The organism is Mycobacterium sp. E740 (assembly GCF_001672895.1).
Taxonomy (GTDB): domain Bacteria; phylum Actinomycetota; class Actinomycetes; order Mycobacteriales; family Mycobacteriaceae; genus Mycobacterium.
This window is the reverse complement of the sequence record NZ_LZKP01000221.1, coordinates 27,804-50,656: the sequence shown is the minus strand read 5'-3', so window position 1 is coordinate 50,656 and position 22,853 is coordinate 27,804. Positions and strand designations below refer to the sequence as shown.

Annotated in this window: 21 protein-coding genes and 1 pseudogene; 13 read left to right on the top strand and 9 right to left on the bottom strand. The window is 68.6% G+C overall.

What is annotated here, in order from left to right; translation table 11 throughout:
* From A5663_RS23690 to A5663_RS21455, 5 genes and pseudogenes are all read right to left on the bottom strand, one after another.
* Positions 1–161 (bottom strand): annotated as a pseudogene (locus A5663_RS23690) (MerR family transcriptional regulator); the annotation flags it as partial.
* Position 162: 1 nt separating this feature from the next.
* Positions 163–1,671, bottom strand: coding sequence for an NAD(P)/FAD-dependent oxidoreductase (locus A5663_RS21470; protein WP_068153746.1), 1,509 nt, complete (start codon positions 1,669–1,671; stop codon positions 163–165).
* The gene (locus A5663_RS21465; RefSeq protein WP_068153745.1) at positions 1,655–2,587 is read right to left on the bottom strand and encodes a reductase; all 933 of its coding nucleotides are present in this window, start codon (positions 2,585–2,587) and stop codon (positions 1,655–1,657) included. The genes A5663_RS21470 and A5663_RS21465 overlap by 17 nt, the downstream gene beginning before the upstream one ends.
* Positions 2,588–2,596: 9 nt before the next feature.
* Complete coding sequence (locus tag A5663_RS21460; protein ID WP_068153744.1) at positions 2,597–3,418, bottom strand: SDR family oxidoreductase; 822 nt, start codon at positions 3,416–3,418, stop codon at positions 2,597–2,599.
* Between the two features lie 4 nt (positions 3,419–3,422).
* On the bottom strand, positions 3,423–4,412 hold the full coding sequence (locus tag A5663_RS21455) for an alpha/beta hydrolase (RefSeq protein ID WP_068153743.1): 990 nt from the start codon (positions 4,410–4,412) through the stop codon (positions 3,423–3,425).
* A gap of 179 nt (positions 4,413–4,591) precedes the next feature.
* On the opposite strand from A5663_RS21455, the gene A5663_RS21450 reads away from it, so the two are divergent.
* Genes A5663_RS21450 through A5663_RS21440 form a run of 3 tightly spaced genes read left to right on the top strand, consistent with a single transcriptional unit; the run spans position 4,592 to position 7,115 of the window.
* Positions 4,592–5,254, top strand: a complete 663-nt coding sequence (locus A5663_RS21450) for a hypothetical protein (protein WP_369816685.1) — start codon at positions 4,592–4,594, stop codon at positions 5,252–5,254.
* Complete coding sequence (locus A5663_RS21445; RefSeq protein ID WP_068153741.1) at positions 5,251–6,858, top strand: DNA polymerase Y family protein; 1,608 nt, start codon at positions 5,251–5,253, stop codon at positions 6,856–6,858. The genes A5663_RS21450 and A5663_RS21445 overlap by 4 nt, the downstream gene beginning before the upstream one ends.
* Positions 6,859–6,887: 29 nt before the next feature.
* Positions 6,888–7,115, top strand: a complete 228-nt coding sequence (locus A5663_RS21440) for a DUF6480 family protein (RefSeq protein WP_068153740.1) — start codon at positions 6,888–6,890, stop codon at positions 7,113–7,115.
* Here the strand turns inward: A5663_RS21440 and A5663_RS21435 are convergent.
* Positions 7,112–8,149: a nucleoside hydrolase gene (locus tag A5663_RS21435; protein ID WP_068153739.1), complete on the bottom strand. Its 1,038-nt coding sequence runs from the start codon at positions 8,147–8,149 to the stop codon at positions 7,112–7,114. The two genes, A5663_RS21440 and A5663_RS21435, sit on opposite strands and share 4 nt — an antisense overlap.
* 26 nt (positions 8,150–8,175) lie before the next feature.
* Entirely contained in the window at positions 8,176–10,179 is a 2,004-nt protein-coding gene (locus tag A5663_RS21430) for an SDR family oxidoreductase (protein WP_197503522.1), read from the bottom strand.
* A gap of 67 nt (positions 10,180–10,246) precedes the next feature.
* On the opposite strand from A5663_RS21430, the gene A5663_RS21425 reads away from it, so the two are divergent.
* From A5663_RS21425 to A5663_RS21415, 3 genes are all read left to right on the top strand, one after another.
* Positions 10,247–11,116 (top strand): MaoC family dehydratase, encoded by an 870-nt coding sequence (locus A5663_RS21425; RefSeq protein ID WP_068153737.1) that lies wholly within the window; start codon positions 10,247–10,249, stop codon positions 11,114–11,116.
* A gap of 130 nt (positions 11,117–11,246) precedes the next feature.
* The gene (locus tag A5663_RS21420; protein ID WP_068153736.1) at positions 11,247–12,623 is read left to right on the top strand and encodes a 13E12 repeat family protein; all 1,377 of its coding nucleotides are present in this window, start codon (positions 11,247–11,249) and stop codon (positions 12,621–12,623) included.
* A gap of 43 nt (positions 12,624–12,666) precedes the next feature.
* Positions 12,667–15,978 (top strand): error-prone DNA polymerase, encoded by a 3,312-nt coding sequence (locus tag A5663_RS21415; RefSeq protein WP_068153751.1) that lies wholly within the window; start codon positions 12,667–12,669, stop codon positions 15,976–15,978.
* Here A5663_RS21415 and A5663_RS21410 read toward each other — a convergent pair.
* On the bottom strand, positions 15,975–16,391 hold the full coding sequence (locus A5663_RS21410) for a TIGR03667 family PPOX class F420-dependent oxidoreductase (RefSeq protein WP_068153735.1): 417 nt from the start codon (positions 16,389–16,391) through the stop codon (positions 15,975–15,977). The two genes, A5663_RS21415 and A5663_RS21410, sit on opposite strands and share 4 nt — an antisense overlap.
* A 22-nt stretch (positions 16,392–16,413) precedes the next feature.
* Between A5663_RS21410 and A5663_RS21405 the strand changes: the two genes are divergently transcribed.
* Entirely contained in the window at positions 16,414–17,055 is a 642-nt protein-coding gene (locus A5663_RS21405) for a nitroreductase family protein (RefSeq protein WP_068153734.1), read from the top strand.
* Positions 17,056–17,058: 3 nt separating this feature from the next.
* Here the strand turns inward: A5663_RS21405 and A5663_RS21400 are convergent, their stop codons facing one another.
* Entirely contained in the window at positions 17,059–17,523 is a 465-nt protein-coding gene (locus A5663_RS21400) for a tRNA (cytidine(34)-2'-O)-methyltransferase (protein ID WP_068153733.1), read from the bottom strand.
* A gap of 43 nt (positions 17,524–17,566) precedes the next feature.
* Between A5663_RS21400 and A5663_RS21395 the strand changes: the two genes are divergently transcribed.
* The 6 genes from A5663_RS21395 (at position 17,567) to A5663_RS21370 (ending at position 22,853) form a co-directional block, all read left to right on the top strand.
* Entirely contained in the window at positions 17,567–18,172 is a 606-nt protein-coding gene (locus tag A5663_RS21395) for a bifunctional 2-polyprenyl-6-hydroxyphenol methylase/3-demethylubiquinol 3-O-methyltransferase UbiG (RefSeq protein WP_068153732.1), read from the top strand.
* Between the two features lie 195 nt (positions 18,173–18,367).
* Positions 18,368–20,926 carry an ATP-binding protein gene (locus A5663_RS21390; protein ID WP_082974311.1) on the top strand — a complete coding sequence of 853 codons (2,559 nt, stop codon included), beginning with the start codon at positions 18,368–18,370 and terminating at the stop codon, positions 20,924–20,926.
* The gene (locus A5663_RS21385; RefSeq protein WP_068153731.1) at positions 20,923–21,330 is read left to right on the top strand and encodes a roadblock/LC7 domain-containing protein; all 408 of its coding nucleotides are present in this window, start codon (positions 20,923–20,925) and stop codon (positions 21,328–21,330) included. Before A5663_RS21390 ends, A5663_RS21385 begins: the two co-directional genes overlap by 4 nt.
* Positions 21,327–21,716, top strand: a complete 390-nt coding sequence (locus A5663_RS21380; RefSeq protein ID WP_197503520.1) for a DUF742 domain-containing protein — start codon at positions 21,327–21,329, stop codon at positions 21,714–21,716. The genes A5663_RS21385 and A5663_RS21380 overlap by 4 nt, the downstream gene beginning before the upstream one ends.
* Positions 21,697–22,293: an ATP/GTP-binding protein gene (locus A5663_RS21375; RefSeq protein ID WP_068153730.1), complete on the top strand. Its 597-nt coding sequence runs from the start codon at positions 21,697–21,699 to the stop codon at positions 22,291–22,293. Before A5663_RS21380 ends, A5663_RS21375 begins: the two co-directional genes overlap by 20 nt.
* Positions 22,290–22,853: a pentapeptide repeat-containing protein gene (locus A5663_RS21370; protein ID WP_068153729.1), complete on the top strand. Its 564-nt coding sequence runs from the start codon at positions 22,290–22,292 to the stop codon at positions 22,851–22,853. The genes A5663_RS21375 and A5663_RS21370 overlap by 4 nt, the downstream gene beginning before the upstream one ends.

Here is a 22,853-nt window from a genome sequence, read left to right as displayed (position 1 = left end):
TGCTCGACACCATGCGGTTGGACGGCGGCGTCGAACAGTTGCGAGACGGCGGTCTCGACGACGTCGCGAGAGCCGCGGCGCACCCGCTGCGGTGCGCGCCGTAACCCGTTGAGGATCGCCGAGATCGGGCCCGCCTGCGGTCGGGGCTGTCGCGCAGTCACATCAGGCCGGTGTCGTGACCGCGGCTGGTTTCGCCTCGCGTGCGACCGCGACGTAGTCGTCCAATCGGAAGTCCCGCATCTGTCGAAGATACTGGGTCGCGAAGCCCGGGTACATCGACGCGTTGAACCCGTCGGCGGTCAGGTACCAGCTGCTGCACCCCGACATCCACGTGGTCCTTCTCAGCCGCTGCTGGATGCGGTGGTTGTAGCGCTGCTGGACGTCTTCGCGCACGTCGAGATAGCGCAGTTGCTCACGCAGGATCGTGGTGATCGCCCGCACCGTGTAGTCGAGTTGGCCCTCGACGTAGACCAGCAACGAGTTGTGCCCCGGGCCGGAGTTCGGACCTGTCATGAAGAACAAATTCGGATAGCCGTGCGCGTTCACGCTCTTGTAGGCAGCAGCGCCGCCGGCCCAGTCGTCGCTCAGTGAGCGGCCCCCGATACCCGTCACATCGAACGGCGGTCCGGTCAGGTGGACGTCGTAGCCGGTGGCGAAAACCACGCAGTCGAGGTGGTGTTCGATGCCGTCGCTGGTGCGGATGCCCACGGGGCTCATGGTGGCGATCGGCCAGTCGATGAGCTTGCAGTTGTCGCGCTGCAGCGCCGGGTAGTAGTCGCTGGACATCAACATCCGCTTACAGCCCGGGGTGAAGTCCGGCGTGAGCTGACGCCGCAGCCACGGATCCTTGACCTGCAACCGAAGGTGCGCCTTACCGAGGCGGGCCACCAGGCCGGTGAGTGGGGTGTCCCACACCAGCGCCGTCGCAGTCAGCTCGTGACCCCAGAACAACGCCTGGCGCGCGATCTCCTGCGCGGCAGGCACTTTCGCGAACAGAGTCTGCGCCGCGGGGGGAGTAGCGATGTCCAGGCGGGGCAGCACCCACCCCGGCGTGCGCTGGAAGACCTTGACGAAGTCGGCCTTCTTCACCAGCTCGGGCACGATCTGCACCGCGCTGGCGCCGGTGCCGACGACGGCCACCCGCTTGCCGGTGAAGTCGTAGTCGTGATCCCAGCGCGCGCTGTGGATCTTGTGACCCTCGTAGGTGTCCAGGCCGCGGATCTCGGGCCACTTGTGGTCGGGCAGCGGCCCGGACGCCAGGACCACGGTGCGGGCCCGAAACTTCTTGCGCCCTGTGGTTTTCACTGTCCACACACCGTCGGTCTCGTCGAAGTGCAGGCCATTGACCTCCACCCCGAACCGGATGCGGTGGCGCAGACCGAAATCGTCGACCAGGTCCTCGATGTGGGCCCGGATCTCCTCACCCGGCGAGTAGGACCGTGACCATCGGGGATTCTTTGCGAACGAGAACGAATACAGCAGCGACGGAATGTCGCATGCCGCACCGGGGTAGGTGTTGTCGCGCCAGGTGCCGCCGACACGGTCGCTGCGCTCGAGGATCACGAAGTCCTCGACGCCGGCCTCCGAGAGTTTGATCGCCGCGCCGATGCCGGTGAAGCCGGCACCGACGATCAGCGTGTCGTGGATGTCCATGTCAGGCCGCCGGTTCATGGGTGACCTCCTTGACCCAGCTCGGCACCGCCGGGAGCAACGGCCGCGGATACCGATCGGACAGCCACACCATGGAATTGGCCAGCAGATGGTACGGGTGCCTCGGGTTCGTGACGACGCCGGCGTAGCGCCTCAGGAAGCGGTATGTCGGTACCCGGTTGGTGTGTTCGCCTCGGTCGCCGAGCTCCTTGAACCTCTTGACCGCCCGATACAACCGCTCCGGCTCCATGCCCATGGCGACGATCTCGTTGCGGATCCGGTTGATCAGCGGTGCGCCCATGACCGCGCCGATGATGAGCCCGGGAGTGGCGTTGTGGCCGACGAAGTCGATCAGCAGCCGTCGGATCCGGGCGTGCCCGATCATGTCGAGCACCTCGAAGTCGACCACGAGATGCCGGGACTCGTCGTTGTTGATCTTCTCGAAGACCTTGTGGCACACCGGGTCCTGCACCTCGTCGAGCAGGAACTTCAACAGCGCGCCGTCGAGCGCGACTTCGAGCATCGGAATGACCGTGCCCAGCAGGGACAGCGGCATGTCGTCCGCCCAGCGGTCGAGCCAGTCGATGGCCAGCCGGATGTTGACGTTCGGCTCGGGAACCTCGCCGTCTTCGAGCATGCCCCAGCGCTTCATCAGCGCCAGTTCGGCGTTGGCGTGCCGTTGCTCCTCGGCATGGAAGTAGCGGTAGATCTCGGCGATCGTCGGTGTCGGTGCTTTCTTGGCCAGCGCCGCGAACCCGCGTGCACCGATGTTCTCGATCCAGCACAGGTCGGCCATGAAGGCCTTGAGCTTCGGGCGCTGCTCGTCGGTGATCATCTCGGCGCCCGGAGCGTCCCAGTCGATGTCGGCCAGCGCCCACTGTTTGTCCTTGATCTTGGCCAGCATTGCGTCCATGTCGATCTTCGTCTTGGGGGCCATGCGAACCTCCTAGGTGGTGACGCGGTTGGTGAGCCCGACGGCCCGGGTGTACACCGTCGGGGTGAATCGTTTGATGCCCCAGCCGATTCGGGCATCCGGTTGCGGCATGCAGTAGAAGCCGCCGCGGTCCATGGTGTCGAGGCAGGTCCGCGCAACCCGGCCGGGGTCGAAGCCGGTCCAGCGCATCAGCCGGTCGGCCAACTGGGTGGACTTGGCCGAAATGCGGCCGGACTCGACGATGTTGGTCTTGACGAACGTCGGGCACAGCGCCGTGACGTGCACGCCGGTGCCGCTGAGTTCGGCGGCCAGCGTCTCCGAAAGCGACAGCACGCCCGCCTTGCTGACGTTGTAGGCCGCCATCCCAGGCGCGGCGCCGAAGGCGGCGGCCGAGGCGACGTTGATGATGCCGCCGTACCCGGCGTCGCGCAGGATCGGCGCGAACACGTGGCAGCCGTGGATCGGACCCCAAAGGTTGATGTCGAGCACCCAGCGCCAGTCGTCCAGGCTGACCTCGCCGATCGGCAGGCCGCCCGCGCCGACGCCGGCGTTGTTGATCACCACCGTCGGCGAGTCGCCGAACCAGGATTGTGCTTCGTCGGCCAGGGCGGCTACGTCCTCGATCCGCGTGACATCACAGCGGATCGAGGTCGCTTGTCCGCCTTTGTCTTTGATCGCCTCGGCGGTGTTCTGGGCCGACGCCTCGTTGATGTCGCTGCACACCACCCGGCCGCCGCGCTTGGCGAGTTCGACGGCGAAGGCAGCGCCGATGCCGCTGCCTGCACCGGTGATGACGGCTGCTGCGTTGCGACTGCGCTTGGGTCCGAAGATCATCGGGTCACCCCGCGGCCAGGTCGATGTCATTGTGGCGCAGAGCGTCTGCGACGAAGGCGGAGATGCGGCGCATCGCCGGAGCCGCCTCGGGTGTCAACCGTGGCAGCGCCTGGAAGACGTGCACCTGGTCCGGCCACACTTCGAGGTCGCAGTCGCCGCCTGCGGCGCGGATGGCATCGGCCAGCGCGATCGCGTCGGCGGCCAACATCTCGGCCCCACCGGCCTGGACCAGTGTCGGTGGCAGCGCGCGTCCGGCCGCGACGTCGAGCTTCAGCCGAGGGTGAGCGGAATCGGTTCCCGTGCAATACAAGCCGATGAGCCGCGCGGCGTCGCGCGAACGGATGGCGGGATCGCGGCGCAGCCGCTCGCGCGTGCGGGCCAGTTCGAACGTCAGGTCCAGCACCGGCGACAGCAGCACCAGCGCCGCCGGATGCGGGATCTCCGGCTGCAAAAGCAGGTCGACGGCCAAGTGTCCGCCTGCGGAGTCACCGGCGATGACGGTGTGCTCGGGTGCCAGTCCGTTGTCGCCGGTCAACCAGTCCCAGCCGGTGCGGACGTCATCGGAGGCGGTGGGGAAGCGGTGCCGCGGTGCGAGCCGGTAGTCGACGCTGAACACCGGAAGGCCGGTGAGCGTCGACAGCCATGCGGTGAGGCGGCGGTGCGTGCGCGGTGAGCACAGGGCGTAGCCGCTGCCGTGCACGAAGTAGATGACGCTGTCGGTGTGGCGGTCAACGCCTGCGCCGTAAACCCATTCGCCTCGGAGTCGCCTGCCGTCGGAGGTGTGGGTGTCGACGGTGTGCGCGCTGGCCCCGGCCAGTGAGGGGCCGAAGGTGTCCATGATCCGGGCCACGATCTGGCGCGAGAGCCACAGTCCCCATGGCTGTTCCGGGGGAAGGACGGCGCTGATCTGGCGCAGGGTCACGCTGCTGACGGCGGCCGCAGTGCGGGCGCGCAGCGAACCGCGCGGAGGCAGGACCGGCTCTTCGGTGAGCATCGCTTCAGTGCAGCACCGATTGGTGACATTTGTCAATGTCCACATTGATCATTGCCTCGGCGTGCACCGTGCTCACGCAGCCTGAACCGCTTGACGCTTGTCGGTGGGGAGGTGTTTACTCAGGGCATCGAACATACATTCGAAAAGCCATTGGGGCAGACGATGCGGGAGGTGCTGTTGTGACAGCAGCGATGGGCCTCGATCAGCGTCAGCTTACCCGCGCTGAGCAGGTAGAACACCTGCGTCGCAAGATGGCGGCGGTATCGGGCAAGGTGGGGGGTGGCCGCCGTGGCATGGCTTCTTCGGCCGAGCAGCTGCCAGCCTCGGAAAGTTTGCTGCCGACGCCCGAAACCCTCACCGAACTGGGGCCGTTGCCGCGCGGGTCGGTGGCGGTGGTGACGGGAGCCCGGTCGCTGCCACTGAGCATCGTGTCGGAGGTGACGGCGCAGGGTGGACACGCTGCGATCGTCGGCCAACCCGACGTCGGCCTGCTGGCGGCCGTGGAGATGGGCGCCGACCTGAGCCGGATCGCGGTCATCCCGGAACCCGGCGTCGACCCGGTCGAGGTCGCTGCCGTGCTGATGGACGGTATGGATCTGGTCGTGCTCGGCCTGGGCGGACGGTCGGTGCCGGCCACCCGGGCGCGGGCGGTGGTTGCCCGGGCGCGGCAGAAGGGATGCACCCTGCTGGTGACCGACGGTGACTGGCAGGGAGCGTCGGCCCGGTTGGAGGCCAGGGTGTGCGGTTACGAGATCACCGGTCACGGCCGCCCGGGGTTCGGCCGCATCGGCCGGGTGCGGCTGGCGATGCGGGCCAAGGGAAGAGCAGTGCGTGCGGTATGAGCGCGACGCGCGTCCTCGCCATCTGGTGCATGGATTGGCCGGCCGTCGCCGCGGCGGCCGCAGCCGACCTGCCGTCGACCGCGCCGATTGCGGTCACGCTGGCCAACCGGGTGATCGCGTGTTCGGCGGCGGCCCGATCGGCAGGGGTGCGTCGAGGGTTGCGCCGGCGGGAGGCGCAGGCGCGGTGTCCGGAACTGCACGTGGCCACCGCCGACCCGGCGCGCGATGCCCGCCATTTCGAGGGCGTGACGCTCGCCGTGGACGACCTGGTGCCGCGGGCCGAGGTGTTGCGGCCGGGTCTGCTGGTGTTGGCGGTCCGCGGCGCGGCGCGCTACTTCGGGTCCGAACAAGCCGCCGCTGAGCGGTTGGTCGACGCGGTGGCCGCCGCCGGTGCCGAGTGCCAGGTCGGTGTCGCCGACCAGTTGCCCACCGCGGTGTTCGCCGCGCGGGCGGGGCGGATCGTCGAGCCCGGACAGGACGCGCCGTTTCTGTCGGCGCTGTCGATCCGTCAACTGGCCGCCGAGCCCAGCCTGGCCGCACCCGGCCGGGAAGACCTCGCGGATCTGCTGTGGCGCATGGGGATTCGCAGTATCGGGCAGTTCGCCGGGCTGTCCCGCAGCGACGTCGCGTCCCGGTTCGGGGCCGATGCGGTGGCCGCGCACCAGTTCGCCCGCGGCGAGCCCGCCCGGGGTCCGTCAGGCCGCGAACCCGAACCCGAACTCGACGCCGTCATGGACTGCGACCCACCGATCGAGCGGGTGGACGCGGCGGCGTTCGCCGGGCGCTCGCTGGCATCGGACCTGCACCGCAGCCTGGCGGCCTCCGGAGTGGGGTGTACTCGCCTGGCCATCCGCGCCGTCACCGCCAGCGGGCAAGAGCTGGAACGGGTTTGGCGCTGCGCCGAGCCGCTCACCGAGGATGCAACCGCCGACCGGGTGCGCTGGCAACTCGACGGCTGGCTGAACAGGCGCAACCCCAACGACCGGCCCACTGCCCCCATCACGGTGATCCGGTTGCGTCCGGTGGAGGTGGTGTCGGCCGAAGCGCTGCAGCTGCCGCTGTGGGGTGGCGTGGGCGAGGAGGATCGATTGCGGGCCCGTCGCGCGCTGGTGCGCGTGCAGGGGCTGCTCGGGCCGGAGGCGGTGCAGGTGGCGGTGCTCAGCGGTGGCCGAGGGCCCGCCGAACGCATCACGCTCACCCCGCTGGGCGATGAGCCCGTGCCGCGGGCCGATCCTGGTCAGCCGTGGCCCGGTCAACTGCCCGACCCGTCGCCGACGGTGCTGCTCGACGATCCGGTCGAGTTGTTCGACGCCGACGGCCGTCCGGTGCGGGTGACCGCCCGCGGCCTGTTCTCCGCCGATCCATCGCGACTGACCGCACCCGGCAAGACCGTCAAGGCAGGCAGGTTGGCCTGGTGGGCAGGACCGTGGCCGGTCGACGAGCGGTGGTGGGATCCCCAACCAGCTTCGTCCGGCCGCAAATCCGGACGTACGGCGCGGGCGCAGGTGCTGCTCGACGGAGGGTCCCGCGACGGCCCACCCGGACAGGCCTTGCTGCTGTGTTACCGCCAGCGCCGCTGGTACGTCGAAGGGATTTATGAGTGACGACCGTATGACCGGGTACTTGCCTACTGATGACCGCCATTCCGCCAGATCCCGACCCGGCCGACACGCCCGACCTCGAGCCCGGTGGCGGAGTGGCACCCGGGTCGACGCCGCCGGACTCCGACCAGACGGCCGGCGTGGGCGCGGTCGAATCGCCGCCGCGGCGCCGGTGGACGCCGACCGCCGTCGCGAGCGTCATCGCGATCGTGATCTTCCTGTTGTTGTTCCTGGCCGTCGTGGTCTCGGTCGTCCTTTAGCCCAGGCGGTACGCGAATGCGCCCACGCGCGCGATGAAGCGGTCGAAGAACGCGCCCGGCTCGACGTCAATGCCGATGAGCGCGTTGGGTTCCCGGCCCCAACGGTTGCTCCAGTCCGCGATGGTCATGCCGCGGGTGAGTGTGCCCGTCAACTCGACGTCCACGGTGGTCGCCCGGCACGTGACCAGGTCGGGATCCAGCGCCACCGCCGCGGCCAACGGGTCGTGCAGATGTGCCAGATAGCCCTCGCCCTGATCGAAATGAAATTCGAAGTAGAACCGCATCGCGTCCTCGAGCACCGCGATCAGCGGGTTGGAGCACGAGGACCTGGCGCCGCGGTCATCCGACACGCTCATGGCCACGGACGTAGCGCCCGCCTCCGACGCAAGCCGGTTCAACAACGCCGGTGTCATCGCGATGTGCTCGGTCAGGTTCAGTCCCAACACGATCGGCAGATGCGCCGGCTGGCCGTCGTCCCAGGCCGCGGTCCATCCGGTGAACACCTCGGTGGCGGCTTCCGGATCCACGCTGATGTTCCACTCCGCCACCGGTGTGGTGTTGCCCCGGTAGTCGAAGGCGCCGCCCATGACGACCAACCGGCGCAACAGTTTCGGCAGCGCGGGTTCTCTACGCATCGCCAACGCCAAATTGGTGAGCGGGCCGACCGCGATCGCGGCCAGTTCACCCGGATACGCGTGCGCCGCTCGCACCCACGCCTCTGCGGCGTCATAGCCGGTGACTTGCCGCTCGGTCGGGTGCAACCGCGCATAACCCAATCCTTCGGGTCCGTGCGTGTCCTCGGCGGTGCGCAAGGGCGCGCTCAAGGGCTGTTCGGAACCCTTGGCAACCGGGATCGGCGGCATCCGGCACAGCTCCAGCAGGCCCAGATTGTTGCGGCAAACCTGTTGTACCGGAACGTTTCCCGCGGTGGAGGCGATTCCCACCACCTCGGCGTCGGCGCTGGCGAACAGGTACGTCAGCGCCATCGCGTCGTCGACGCCGGTGTCGACGTCGACGAAGACAGGCTGTGTCACTCCGCCAACGATAGGCCAGCAGGCTGTTACCAGTGCACGCCCGGCACCAGCCGCGCCGCTGCCTTGACCGGCCGCGGAACCCGCAGTGCCGGCACCGTGCGCGCGGGGCGCCTCGGGCGCCGGGAGCCGGCGGGCCTAGCCGCCGCGGACGCTTCGCCACGGGCCGCCGCGGAGTCCGGATAGCCGAGGTAAAGCTGGTGCAGGACCCGTCGCGAGAGTTTCGGGGTGAAGTAGTTGCCGAAGTCGGCGAGGGTGCCCAGCGGTGTGTCGATCCGGGCGGGCTTGTCGACCAGGCCGCGCACGACCATCGCCGCGGCGTGCTCGGCGCTGATCGCCGGGACCGGGTTGAGCCGGCGCGACGGCACGATCATCGGCGTCCGCACCAGCGGCATGTGGATGTTGGTGAACGTGATGTGGTCCGACAGCGTCTCGGTCGCGACCACATCGGCGAACGCGTCGAGCGCCGCCTTGGTCGGCAGGTACGAGCTGTACTTCGGGTTGCGTGCCTGCACGCCCGCGCTCGACACGTTGACCACATGGCCGAATCGCCGTTCGCGCCAATGCGGCAGCAGCGCGAGCACCATGCGCACCGCCCCGAAGTAGTTGACCGCCATCACGCGCTCGTAGTCGTGCAGCCGATCGGTCGACGCGACCACCGACCGGCGGATGGAGCGTCCGGCGTTGTTCACCAGATAGTCGACGTGGTCGAACCGGCCGAGAATGTCCTTCACGGTGCTGTCGACAGAATCCGAGTCGGTGACGTCGCAAGTGAACGCGTGCGCCCTACCACCGGCGGCGCGGATCTCGGCGACCAGTTCGTCGAGGGCATCGGCGTTGCGCGCCAAGGCGAACACCGTTGCGCCACGCTCGGCGACCGCGATGGCCGACGCGCGCCCGATTCCGCTTGACGCGCCGGTGATGATCACGTGCTTGGCCACCAGCGGTCCGGCCGGATCGTCGCGCCGCGCCCGGTCCGGATCGAGGTGCTCGGCCCAGAACCGCCACAGCGCGGGTGCGTAGTCGGCGAACTCCGGGACCTTGATGCCGCTGTCTCGCAACGCTTCCGCGGTACGTTCGGCGGTGAACGTCGGCATCAGGTCGACGACGTCGAGGACTTCACCGGGCACGCCGAGCTGGGTCGCCGCCATGTTGCGCACGACTTTCGCCCGGCCGCTGACCTTGAGGAAGGGTGTGACGGTGGAGCGCGGCAGCGAGGCGCGTAACGGCGGCAGCCCGGCCGCCCGGCGCACACCGCAGTAAATACCGCGCAGCCCAACGGTTTTCGGAGCGGTGAGATGGAAGGTCTGGCCGTCGCGGTCCGGTAGGTGCATCAACGCGACGAGCGCGTCGACCACGAAGTCGACCGGGACGAGGTTGCTGCGGCCGGTGTCGGGCAGTGCGATCGGGGTGATCGACGGCAGCCTGGAAAGCTTCGCCAGCATCGGGAAGAAGTAGTACGGTCCGTCGACCTTGTCCATCTCGCCGGTGCGCGAATCGCCGACGACGACCGCGGGCCGGTAGATCCGGTAGCGCAACCCGGGCGCCGACCGCACGAGCGACTCGGCCTCGAACTTTGTCTGGTGATACGGCGTCGGCAACTCCTGGCCGACGTCGAAGTCGTCCTCGGTGAACTCGCCGCGGAAGGTGCCCGCGACCGCAATCGAGGACACGTGGTGCAGCGTCGCGTCGAGCCGTTTCGCCACCTCGATCACCGCGCGAGCCCCGTCGACGTTGGCGGCGCGCTGGGCGGCGTCGGAGGCGGTGATGTCGTAGACGGCGCCGCAATGCACGACGTGGTCGACTTCGCCCAGTTCGGCGATCGTGTCGGATGCCAGCCCGAGGTCCGGCGCCCTCAGGTCGCCGACCAGCGGTTTCGCACGATCACCCCATGCCGCCGCCAGCCGTTCGAAGCGGGACAGCGAACCGCGGCGGACCAACACCAGCACCTTTGCGTCGGCGTCACGGGCCAGTAGTTGCGACACCACGCGTCGTCCGATAAACCCGGTACCGCCGGTAACGACATAGCGCATGCGAGTCATCGTGGCCCCCCACCCGGGAAACGTCAATGCCCGGTGACGAAGCGGATATCGTCCGGGTATGCCACTCGACCCCAACGCCATCGGCGCCAAGACCGACCCGCAGTTGTTCCACTGGACCGACCGAGACACCCTGCTGTACGCGCTGGGCGTCGGGGCGGGCACCGCCGATCTCGCGTTCACCACCGAGAACAGCCACGACATCGAACAGCAGGTGCTGCCCACCTACGCGGTGATCGCTTGCCTGCCGTTCGCGGCGGCGGCGATGATCGGTTCGTTCAACTTCGCGATGCTGCTGCACGGCTCGCAGGGAATCCGGCTGCACGAACCGTTGAAGCCCGCCGGCAAGCTCAGCGTGGTCGCCGAGGTCGCCGACATCCAGGACAAGGGCGAGGGCAAGAACGCCATCGTCATGCTCAAGGCGACGGGTACCGACCCGGACACGTCGAACGTCGTCGCAGAGACGTTCACCACGGCGGTCATCCGCGGCGAGGGCGGCTTCGGCGGGCAACCGGGCCAGCGGCCCGCCGCGCCGGAGATCCCCGACCGGGAACCGGATGCGCGGATCGCGTTGCCGACGCGTGAGGACCAGGCGTTGATCTACCGGCTGTCGGGCGATCGCAACCCGTTGCACAGCGATCCGTGGTTCGCCCGCGAGTTGGCCGGCTTTCCCAAGCCGATCCTGCACGGGCTGTGCAGTTATGGCGTCGCGGGGCGCGCGCTGGTCGCCGAGCTCGGAGGCGGTGACGCGACGAAGGTCAGCGCGATCGACGCCAGGTTCACCTCGCCGGTGTTTCCCGGTGAGACCCTCACGACGTCGATCTGGCGGACCGAGGCCGGCCGCGCGGTGTTCCGCACAGAGGCCGCCGAGCCCGACGGGTCGAACGCCCGCCTGGTGCTGGAGGACGGCGCCGCCGAATACCGGGACTGACGGTCATCTGGCCGCTTGCCGTTTACCACGGCGCACCGACACCTACGGAATTTCATCCCCAAGCTGGAATTCATCCACAGATCGGCTGCAGGGGAGCGTCCGGGGCGTGCCGGGTGAATAGCATTGCGATGTGGGCGAATTCGTTACCGGTCAAGTGGCACGCGAGCGTATCGGCGTGCTCCTCGATCGTGTGGACGACGCCTACGCCGAACTGCGGCAGTTGTCTTCAGACGAGGTGGGCACCGGGTTCCGGCTGGCGATGGCCGAACGGTTCGAGCACCAGCAGCGCACCAACCGCGGGCTGATGTATCGGGTGTTCGGCGAATTGGCGCGCCCGCCCGACGAGGCCGGTCCGGCTCCGGGCTGGACGGACAAGATCTGGGCGCGGGTCCGTATCGCTCCCAACGAGATTCGGCGTCGGGTCAAGGTGGCCGAGTTGATCCGGCCGCGCCGGTCTCTGACCGGTCCGCCGCTGCCGCCGGAATTGCCGGTGCTCGCCGAGGCTGTCGAACAGGGCGTGATCGGTGACGATCACCTGCGGGTCATCGAGGAAGCGTTGAAGAAGTTGCCGTCGAACACATCTGAGCAGGACCGGACCGAGGTGCAGACCAGCCTGGTGCGGGAGGCGTCGAAGAACGACGCCGAGGTGTTGCGGCAGGTGGCCCGGAAAATCGATGAGATCTTCAATCCCGACGGGCACTACGACGAGAAGGACCGGGAGCGCCGGCGTGGGCTGACGCTGGGCCGCCAGGGCCGCGACGGAATGTCGCGGTTGTCCGGCTATGTGGATCCGGAGACTCGCTGCTACGTCGAGGCCGTCGCTGCGGCAGTGCGTCCGGGCCGGCATCTGCCCGACGGCACCACCGAAGAGGTGCGCGACGAGCGAAGCGCGGCGCAACGCTGTCACGACGGCATCAAGTTGGGTCTCAAGGCGGGGATCGCCTCGGGAGGGCTGGGTGCGCACCGCGGGCATGCGGTCACGGTGATCGCACGCACCACGTTGGCCGAGCTCGACCAGGCCGCCCACGCCGTGATCGATCCGATGGTGTCGATGCCGGGCCCGGCGCGTACCGGCGGGGACACCGCGCTCCCGATGCGCGACCTGATCCGTATGGCCGCCGACGGCATCCACTACCTGGCCGTGTTCGACGACCACAGCGAGCGCCCGATCTATCTGGGTCGGCAGAAGCGGGTGGCGACCGCCGATCAGCGCATCGTCTGCTATGCGCGCGACGGCGGGTGCACGCGGCCGAACTGCACTGCGCCGGGGTACCACAGCGAGGTGCACCACTGCCCCGACTGGGCTGACGGCGGAGCCACGAACGCCGACATGCTGTTCTTTGCCTGCGGGCCCGACCACAAGCTGGTCACCGACGGTCACTGGCGCACCGAGGTCACCGAGGCGGGGCGACTCGCCTGGACCGACGGAACTCGACCGGCGGAGATCAACCACGCTCACCACCCCGAGGAACTTCTCCACACCGACCCCGACCCGCCAGACATTTAGGCCGGCCGACCCGTATCGAACGCTTGTTCGATACACTGTGTACGTGGGTTGGCACACCGGACCGCCAAGCTGGTCGGAGATGGAGCGGGTGCTCTCCGGTCGGTTGATCGAGCCGGGCAAGCCGCGCCGCGCCGGTTGGCCTATCGATGAGCAGATCGGTGACGGCGGCGACAGCCCGGCCTGGTCGCGCAAGCGCGGCGCGTACGAGGCGGCCGACGTCGACCGGCCGGTGTCGGAGGTCCCGTACGCCGAGCTGCACGCGCACTCGGCCTACAGCTTCCTCGACGGGGCCAGCACGCCGGAGGAACTCGTCGAGGAGGCAGTCCGACTCGATCTGCGGGCGATCGCGCTCACCGACCACGACGGCCTCTACGGAGTGGTGCGCTTCGCCGAAGCCGCCAAGGAACTGCAGATGTCGACGGTGTTCGGCGCCGAGCTGTCCCTGGGCGGGGGCGACCGGACCGAGGATCCCGACCCGCCCGGGCCGCATCTGCTGGTGCTGGCCCGCGGCCCTGAGGGTTACCGGCGGCTGTCGCGTGAACTCGCCAAGGCGCACCTGGCCGGTGGCGAGAAGGGCAAACTGCGTTACGACTACGACGCGCTGACCGAAGCGGCGGGCGGACACTGGCACATTCTCACCGGCTGCCGTAAAGGCCATGTCCGCCAAGCGCTTGCCGAGGGCGGCCCGGACGCGGCCGGTCGCGCGTTGGCCGACCTGGTCGACCGGTTCGGCCGCGACCGGGTCAGCGTCGAGCTCACCCATCACGGGCATCCGTGCGACGACGAGCGCAACGCCACGCTGGCCGGCCTGGCTCCGCGCTTCGGCCTCAGCGTCGTCGCCACCACTGCCGCCCACTTCGCCGAGCCGTCGCGAGGTCGGCTGGCCATGGCGATGGGAGCGATCCGCGCCCGGCACTCGATGGACGAAGCCGCCGGTTATCTTGCGCCGCTGGGCGGTTCGCACCTGCGCTCGGGTACGGAGATGGCGCGCCTGTTCTCCGATCACCCCGAGGCGGTGACCGCCGCTGCCGACCTCGGCGAGCAGTGTGCGTTCGGGCTCGCGCTGATCGCGCCGAAGTTACCGCCGTTCGACGTTCCCGCCGGCCACACCGAAGACAGTTGGCTGCGGCAGCTGGTGATGGAAGGCGCGCTCCGGCGGTACGGCCCGCCGCAGCGCGCGCCGCGGGCCTACGCCCAGATCGATCATGAGCTGAAAGTCATTGAGCAGCTGACGTTTCCGGGATACTTCCTCGTCGTCCACGACATCACCCGGTTCTGCAGGGAGAACGGCATCCTGGCTCAGGGCAGGGGATCGGCGGCCAACTCCGCGGTCTGCTATGCGCTCGGGGTCACCAACGTCGATCCCGTCGCCAACGAGCTGCTGTTCGAGCGGTTCCTGTCCCCGGCGCGCGACGGGCCGCCCGACATCGACATCGACATCGAATCGGACCTGCGGGAGAAGGCGATTCAGTACGTCTACGACCGATACGGCCGCGACTATGCCGCCCAGGTCGCCAATGTGATCACCTACCGCGGCCGCAGCGCGGTCCGCGACATGGCCCGCGCGCTCGGCTTCTCGCAAGGTCAACAGGACGCGTGGAGCAAGCAACTCGGACAGTGGGGCAGCCTCAGCGAGGCGACCCACGTCGAGGACGTTCCCGAACCGGTGATCGACCTGGCCACGCAGATCTCCAACCTGCCGCGGCACATGGGTATTCACTCCGGCGGCATGGTGATCTGCGACCGGCCCATCGCCGACGTGTGCCCGGTGGAGTGGGCGCGGATGGAGAACCGCAGCGTGCTGCAGTGGGACAAAGACGACTGTGCGGCAATCGGTCTGGTGAAGTTCGACATGCTCGGCCTCGGCATGCTCTCGGCGCTGCACTACTGCATCGACCTGGTGCGCGAGCACAAGGGCATCGACGTCGACCTGGCGCAACTGGACCTGTCCGAACCCGCGGTGTACGAGATGCTGCAGAAGGCCGACTCCGTCGGGGTGTTCCAGGTGGAGTCGCGCGCCCAGATGGCCACCCTGCCCCGGCTCAAGCCTCGCGTGTTCTACGACCTGGTGGTCGAGGTCGCGCTGATCCGGCCCGGCCCGATCCAGGGCGGCTCGGTGCATCCATACATCAAGCGGCGCAACGGGGAAGAGCCCGTCACCTACGAGCATCCGTCGATGGAGCCGGCGTTGCACAAGACGCTGGGCGTGCCGCTGTTTCAGGAGCAGCTCATGCAGCTCGCGGTGGACTGCGCGGGGTTCTCCGCCGCCGAGGCCGACCAGTTGCGCCGGGCGATGGGCTCCAAACGCTCGACCGAGCGGATGCGCCGGCTGCGGGGCAGGTTCTACGACGGCATGCGTCAGCGCCACGGCATCACCGGCGAAACCGCCGACCGTATCTACGAGAAACTGGAGGCGTTCGCGAATTTCGGCTTCCCCGAGAGCCATTCGCTGAGCTTCGCGTCGCTGGTGTTCTACTCGTCGTGGTTCAAGTTGCACCACCCAGCCGCGTTCTGCGCCGCGCTGCTGCGGGCCCAGCCGATGGGTTTCTACTCGCCGCAGACGCTGGTGGCCGACGCCCGCAGGCACGGGGTCACCGTGCACGGGCCGGACGTCAACGCCAGCGTGGCGCACGCCACCCTGGAAAACGGCGGCACCGAGGTGCGCCTGGGCCTCGGCGCGGTGCGGCACATCGGCGACGAGCTGGCCGAGCAGATCGTCGACGACCGAAAAGCCAACGGGGCGTTCACCTCTCTGCTGAACGTGACCCAGCGGGTGCAGCTGTCGGTGCCGCAGACCGAGGCGCTGGCCACCGCGGGGGCGCTCGGTTGTTTCGACATCGATCGGCGCGAAGGGCTGTGGGCGGCGGGGGCGGCGGCCACGCAACGGCCCGACCGGCTGCCCGGGGTGGGCGCGTCGTCGCACGTGCCGTCGCTGCCCGGGATGACCGAACTGGAACTGGCTGCCGCCGACGTGTGGGCGACCGGCGTCTCACCGGACAGTTACCCGACGCAGTTCCTACGGGAGGATCTCGACGCCATCGGGGTGGTTCCGGCGGCGGGGTTGCTCGACGTCCGCGACGGTTCCCGGGTGCTGGTGGCCGGGGCGGTCACGCACCGGCAACGGCCGGCGACAGCGCAGGGCGCCACCTTCCTCAACCTCGAGGACGAGACCGGCATGGTCAACATCATCTGCTCACGCGGGGTGTGGGCGAGGCACCGCAAGTTGGCGCAGACGGCGCCGGCGTTGCTGATCCGCGGTCAGCTGCAGAACGCGACCGGAGCCGTCACCGTCGTCGCGGAGAAGATGGCCAGGCTGACCTTGGCGATCGGCTCCAAGTCCCGCGACTTCCGCTAGCCCGCGGTCGGCGTGGTCCACACCTTGTCGATGCTGATCTTCAGCCGCGTGTGGTAGGCCGCGAGGAACTCGTCGCTGAAACCGAGGCTGGCCGCGTACTCCCCGTATTTTGCGCGATACCTGGTGTCTTCCAACGGATTAGCGTCTTCGGCGTCGACGGTCGCCGGGCCGCCGACAGCGATGACCCCGCCGCCGTTGCCGTCGGAGTCGAGGTTTAGGCTGACCCGCGGATGCGCCCTGAGGTGTCGGACTTTGGCGGCGCCGGGCTCGGTATAGACGTAGATGTCCGTCCCGTCGAAGTAGAACCACACCAACCGCGGTACGGGCTGGCCGGATTTCGCCACAGTGGTCAGCCAGCCGTGTTTGTCGGAGGAGAGCCTGTCGGCCACTTCTTGCGTGAATTCGACTGCCATGAGGCGACTGTAGTCTCGGGAAATGACCCTGAACCTGTCCGTCGACGAAGTCCTGACCACCACCCGTTCGGTACGTAAGCGGCTCGATCTGGACAAGCCGGTGCCGCGCGAGGTGCTGCTGGAATGTCTCGAGCTCGCGGTCCAGGCGCCGACGGGATCGAACGCGCAGGGCTGGCAGTGGGTGTTCGTCGACGACCCCGAGAAGAAGAAGGCGCTCGCCGACATCTACCGGCACAACGCGACGCCCTATCTCGACGCACCCAAACCCGAATTCGGCGATGCGCGCGATGAGCAACGCCCGCGGGTCACTGAGTCAGCGAAGTATCTTAACGATCACCTCCACGAGGTGCCGTGGATGCTCATCCCGTGCCTAGAGGGCCGGCCCGACGGCGCGCCCGCCGGCATGAGCGCCGGCTTCTGGGGCTCCCTGCTCCCAGCGGCGTGGAGTTACATGCTCGCGTTGCGTTCGCGGGGGCTGGGCTCCGCGTGGACGACGTTGCATCTGCTGGGCAAGGGCGAAAAACTGGCCGCCGAAGTGCTCGGCATTCCGCACGAGCAGTACAGCCAGGGCGGTCTGTTCCCGATCGCCTACACCAAGGGCACCGATTTCCGTCCCGCCAAACGTCTGCCGGTCGAGCAGGTCGCGCACTTCAATACGTGGTGACGTTCAGAGCGCGCCGCTGAACCCGTGCTGCCGCCACGCCTCGTACACCGCGACCGCGGCGGCGTTCGACAGGTTCAGCGAGCGCCGGCCGGCCAGCATCGGGATCCGCAGCTGTGCGGTGATGTGCGGGTCGGCCAACGTCGCCGCGTCCAAGCCGGTCGGTTCAGGCCCGAACATCAGCACATCGCCCGTCTTGTACTCGACCTCGGCGAACGACGTTGTCGCGTGCGCGGTGAACGCGAAGACACGATCGGGTGCCAGCGCGGCCCACGCGGTCGCCAGGTCGCGGTGCACGGTCACCGATGCCAGGTCGTGGTAATCCAGTCCGGCGCGGCGCAGTTTCGGCTCGGACAGGTCGAACCCCAGCGGCTCGACCAGATGCAGTTCACAACCCGTGGCCGCGACCATCCGGATCGCGTTACCGGTGTTGGGCGCGATGCGTGGCGAGTAGAACATCAATCTGAACAAGTGTGACCTCTCGGCGCGAGAGTGCTCTTGCGATAATGCTCGCATGGTCGCGCAGAGCCTCTGGATGCAGAAGGTCGCGATGGATCCCGGGCATTCGCAGTGGTACATCGAGCGCTTTCGCTGCATGGCCCGCGCCGGTGAGGACCTCGCCGGGGAGGCGCGCATGGTCGACGCGATGGTTCCGCGCGGCGCCCACATCCTCGATGCGGGTTGCGGCCCCGGCCGGCTGGGCGGTCACCTGGCCGCGGCCGGTCACCGCGTCGTCGGCGTCGACGTCGACCCGGCGCTCATCGAGGCAGCTGAACAGGACCATCCCGGACCCCGCTGGCTCGTCGGTGATCTCGCCGAACTCGACCTGCCCGCGCGTGGGATCGCCGAGCCGTTCGACGTGATCGTCTCGGCCGGCAACGTCATGACGTTTCTCGCCCCGAGCACTCGCGGGCAGGTGTTGTCCCGGCTGCGCGCGCATCTCCGGGACGACGGCCGGGCGGTGATCGGCTTCGGCGCCGGGCGTGGTTACGAGTTCGCCGAGTTCTTCGGCCATGCGCAAGCCGCCGGCCTCGTTCCCGACCTGCTGTTGTCCACCTGGGATCTGCGGCCGTTCACCGAAGAATCCGAGTTCCTCGTCGCGGTCCTGCGGTCGGCGTGAGCCGCGCGTCACAAACGCATTCCAATATCTGCTCGGAATTCGCACACCGCCTCTGAGCTGCGGTTATGAACTCTGTTCGTTCGGTAAGAATGGTGGAACCCGCTGCTCATCGCTGGCATACTCGACCAATTGCCAGGGCCGGAACGCGCGCCCTCGGGGGAGGGCAATACCCCGTAATACCCAATAGGAAGCTTCATGAACGACGCGCCATTGCTGCAATCGGGACCACCGGCCGACAGCGAAGGCGCGCGCCCTGAAGGACCGGTGCGACGGCCGTCCCGATGGGCACTGTCCAACTGGCCTGTCCGTTGGAAAGTGTTCGCGATCGTCCTGGTGCCGCTGATCCTGGCCGGCACGTTCGGCGGTCTGCGCGTCTACGGCAGCGTCACCGAGGAATCGAATCTGCGTCGCGCCGCTGACCGCGCCGAGATGGTGCCCGCCATCGAGGGCTACATGGCCGCGCTCGAAGGCGCGATGCTGGCGGCGTCCACCGGCGGTGACGTGCAGTCCGCGCTGACCGGATTCGACACCAGCCGCGTCGAACTGCAGCGCCGGTTGGACGACACCGACGTCGCCGCCGACGTCCGCCAGGGCGTCACCACCATGATCAACGACGGCCAGGCACTGGTGGACAAGGTCACCTCGAACAGCATCGGACTGCGCGACACGATTCAGGCCTACGCGTTGCTGCTGTTGCCCGCCGAGGACGCTGTCACCGGATCGGTCCGCGTCGACGACGAACGCATCCGCGCCGAGACGCTCGGTCTGTCCCGCGCCATCGGCACCCGTGGCCAGATGACCATGCAGCGGCTCGCCCTCGCCCGCGGCGCGGAACTGCCCGAACCCGACCTGCGGACCGCGGTGATCGCGCTGGCGGGCACCGAGCCGTCGACACTCTTCGGCATGAGCCAGGTGCTCGGCGTCGGATCGCCGGACGCACGGACACTTCAAGCCGAGTTCGTCAAACGCATGGCGCTGACGACCAATCCAGCGGTGCCGCTCGTCAACAACCCCGAACTGCTCGCCTCGGTTGACGTCACCGACCGGATCGCGCGACAGGTCATCGACCAGTCGACCTCGTTGGTCACCTCCGCGGTTCAGGTCAAGGCCGCGGCGGCGCGCACCGCGCTGATCCGCGACGCGGTCATCGTCGGCGGCGCGATCCTGCTCGCGCTGCTGATCGTCGCGCTGGTGGCGCGCTCACTGGTCCGGCCGCTGCGGCGGCTGCGCGACAGCGCGCTCAAGGTCGCCCACGACGACCTGACGAACGAGATCGAACGAGTCCGCGCCGGTGACGACGCTCCCCACATCGAGCCGATACCGGTGTACACCTCCGAGGAAGTCGGTCAGGTCGCGCACGCGGTCGACGAACTTCACGAGCAGGCCGTCATGCTGGCCGCCGAACAGTCCCGGCTGCAGCTGCAGATCGGCGACATGTTCGAGACCCTTTCGCGGCGCAGCCGGTCGCTGGTCGACCAGCAGCTGTCGCTGATCGATGGGCTGGAACGCGACGAGGAGGATCCCGAGCGGCTACAGCGCCTGTTCCAGTTGGATCACCTGGCCGCCCGGATGCGCCGCAACGGCGCCAACCTGCTCGTGTTGTCGGGTGCGAAGGTGCCGCGCGAACAGGTCGAGCCGGTGCCGGTGTCGGCGGTCGTCGACGCCGCGGCATCCGAGGTCGAGGACTACACCCGCGTGGTGACCACGACGGTGCCCGACACCGAGATCACCGGTGCGGTCGCCGGCGACCTCGTCCACCTGCTGGCCGAACTGCTCGACAATGCGTTGCGCTATTCGCCGCCGGTGTCGCAGGTGCAGGTGTCCGCGGTGCACGCGGCCAACGGTGGGCTGGTGATCGAGGTGAGCGACATCGGGTTGGGCATGACCGAGTCCGATCTGCGGGTCGCCAACAGCCGCCTGCAGTCCGGCGGGGAGGTCGACCCGTACGCCGCGCGGCACATGGGGCTGTTCGTGGTCGGCCGCCTCGCGGCGCAGCACGGGCTGGTGGTCCGGCTGCGCAGTACCGTTGCCGGCGAGCCGAATTCGGGTGTCACCGCAGGCGTGTACGTGCCCGTCGAACTCCTCGACAGCGGCGGGCAGCCCGATCGGGACTTCCGGCCGCAAGAGGCGTTGGCATTCGAGGTCGCCGATGATCCGGCCGTGGTGCTCAATGAAGTTCCACCGGCCGTTCATCACGAGCCCGCCGAGCCCGCCGAGACGTCGCTGCCGCAGCGCAACCCGGGCGCCAGCGGAATTTCGGATACGCGAGTGCCGCCGACGCACTCGCCGGGCGCCGCCCGACCCGAGCCGGAACGCTCACAACCCGAACCGCCGCAGCCGGCCGGTTCCGACGACGCCATCTACCAGAGCATGCTCTCGGAGTGGCTGGTCGACCCGACCGAAATCGCCAACAGCGAGGACCTGAACTGGGAGACGGTGTGGGACCGGGGCTGGTCGGCCGCCGCCGCCGCCGACGAGACACCGGTCACCCGAACCACCGACGAGGGCCTGCCGATGCGCGATCCCGGCGCCCGCCTGGTGCCCGGTGCCGCCGACGACTCCGACCCCGACGACGAGACAGCATCGACGGCTGGATTCGGCGCTGAACTGCAAGAGTCCTCTGCAGCCGCGTCCTATCCGCGGCGCGACCCGGAAGCCGTCCGGGCAAGCATCGGCAGCCACTTCGGCGGGGTCCATGCGGGCCGCTCGCGTGCGCGGGAGACCACCGGCAACAGAGGAACAGATAGCGAATGACCCACTCGCAGCGTGACTCGCTCGGCTGGCTGGTCTCCAGATTCGCCCGCGACGTGTCCGGCGTGGCCCACGCCGTCTTGGTGTCCGCCGACGGCCTGCTGATGGCCGCCAGCGAGCACATTCCGACCGAACGCGCCGACCAGCTCGCCGCGGTGGCCTCCGGTCTTGCCAGCCTGTCGGCTGGGGCGGCGCAGCTGTTCGACGGCGGTCACGTGCTGCAGTCGGTGGTCGAGATGGAGAACGGCTACCTGCTGTTGATGCGCGTCGGCGACGGTTCGAACCTGGCCACGCTGGCCACCCGTAACTGCGACATCGGCCAAATCGGTTACGAGATGGCGATATTGGTGGAACGGGTGGGCACGGTCGTCCAGTCGGCCCGACGCCGCGCGCCTCAGCACTCGTGAGCAGCCCACCCGGCGGCTCGTTGTGGGAACGTGACGTGGTCGCCAAACCGAGCCTGGTCCGGCCTTACATCCTGACCGCGGGCCGCACTGATTCGAGCGTCTACCTACCCTTGGAGGCGCCGATCGAGACGCTCGACCCGCCCGAGCCGGCGCGCTGGTCGAACAGCGACGTACGGGGCCGGATCCTGGCGGTGTGCGTCGACCGCCCGTCGGTCGCCGAGATCGCCGCGAACTTATCCTTGCCGCTCGGCGTGGCGCGCGTGCTGATCGGGGATCTGGTGGCGCAGGGTTATGTGGCGGTGCGCGACACCTTGAGCGAGTCGACCACCGTCGCTGAACGACGCGAGCTGATAGGGAGGACACTGCGTGGCCTCAAGGCACTTTGAGGAACGCCGGGCGCCGGACACACCGGGGCGCGCCGCCTCGACAAAGATCGTCGTCTCCGGCGGGTTCGGCTCGGGCAAGACGACTTTCGTCGGTGCGGTCTCGGAGATCATGCCGCTGCGGACCGAGGCGCTGGTGACCACAGCGTCGGCGGGCGTCGACGGCCTGGAGGCCACCCCGCAGAAGAACACCACGACAGTGGCCATGGACTTCGGCCGCATCACGCTGGCCGAGGACCTGGTGCTGTACCTGTTCGGCACGCCCGGACAGCGCCGGTTCTGGTTCATGTGGGACGACCTCGTCCGCGGTGCGATCGGGGCGATCATCCTGGTCGACGTGCGACGGCTGCAGGACAGCTTCGCGGCGGTGGACTTCTTCGAGGCGCGCCGCCTGCCGTTCCTCATCGCGATCAACCAATTCGACGGCGCACCAAGGCATCCCGTCGCCGCGGTGCGCAAGGCGCTGGCGGTGCCCGAGCGTGTCCCGGTGATCACCGTGGACGCTCGCGACCGGGACTCCGCCAAGGCGGCGTTGATCGCGATCACCGAGTACGCGCTCGACAGCCTGACCACCGCGTGAGCAGCGACGAACCGGTCTGGATCGACGAGGAATTCACCGGCCGCGACTTTCGGGACGAGGACCTCAGCAGGCTGCGCACCGAACGGACGGTGTTCGACGAATGCGACTTCCGCGGCGTCGACCTCACCGAGTCCGAACACGTCGGCTCCGCATTTCGCAACTGCCGTTTCGAGCGGGCCACCCTGCACCACAGCACCTTCCGGCAGTGCAGCCTGTTGGGGTCGGTGTTCACCGACGCCCGGCTGCGTCCGCTCACACTGGTCGACGTCGACCTGACCCTGGCGGTGCTCGGCGGATGTGACTTGCGTGGAACGGATCTGAGCGGGTGTCGGTTGCGCGAGGCCGGGCTCGTCGACGCCGACCTGCGCAAGGCCGTGCTGCGCGGCGCGGATCTCAGTGGCGCGCGGGTACAGAAACTCCGGCTGGACGAGGCCGACCTGCGCGGTGCCCGCGCGGATGCGACGTTGTGGACGACCGCGAGCCTGCGCGACGCCAAGATCGACGTCGATCAAGCGCTGGCCTACGCCGTCGCCCATGGTTTGAACATCCACGGGCAGTGA

Coding starts and splice junctions, on each gene's coding strand:
- A5663_RS21470 (WP_068153746.1), bottom strand. CDS start 1,671: ATGAACCGGCGGCCTGACATGGACATCCACGACACGCTGATCGTCGGT.
- A5663_RS21465 (WP_068153745.1), bottom strand. CDS start 2,587: ATGGCCCCCAAGACGAAGATCGACATGGACGCAATGCTGGCCAAGATC.
- A5663_RS21460 (WP_068153744.1), bottom strand. CDS start 3,418: ATGATCTTCGGACCCAAGCGCAGTCGCAACGCAGCAGCCGTCATCACC.
- A5663_RS21455 (WP_068153743.1), bottom strand. CDS start 4,412: ATGCTCACCGAAGAGCCGGTCCTGCCTCCGCGCGGTTCGCTGCGCGCC.
- A5663_RS21445 (WP_068153741.1), top strand. CDS start 5,251: ATGAGCGCGACGCGCGTCCTCGCCATCTGGTGCATGGATTGGCCGGCC.
- A5663_RS21440 (WP_068153740.1), top strand. CDS start 6,888: ATGACCGCCATTCCGCCAGATCCCGACCCGGCCGACACGCCCGACCTC.
- A5663_RS21430 (WP_197503522.1), bottom strand. CDS start 10,179: ATGCGCTATGTCGTTACCGGCGGTACCGGGTTTATCGGACGACGCGTG.
- A5663_RS21425 (WP_068153737.1), top strand. CDS start 10,247: ATGCCACTCGACCCCAACGCCATCGGCGCCAAGACCGACCCGCAGTTG.
- A5663_RS21410 (WP_068153735.1), bottom strand. CDS start 16,391: ATGGCAGTCGAATTCACGCAAGAAGTGGCCGACAGGCTCTCCTCCGAC.
- A5663_RS21405 (WP_068153734.1), top strand. CDS start 16,414: ATGACCCTGAACCTGTCCGTCGACGAAGTCCTGACCACCACCCGTTCG.
- A5663_RS21395 (WP_068153732.1), top strand. CDS start 17,567: ATGGTCGCGCAGAGCCTCTGGATGCAGAAGGTCGCGATGGATCCCGGG.
- A5663_RS21390 (WP_082974311.1), top strand. CDS start 18,368: ATGAACGACGCGCCATTGCTGCAATCGGGACCACCGGCCGACAGCGAA.
- A5663_RS21385 (WP_068153731.1), top strand. CDS start 20,923: ATGACCCACTCGCAGCGTGACTCGCTCGGCTGGCTGGTCTCCAGATTC.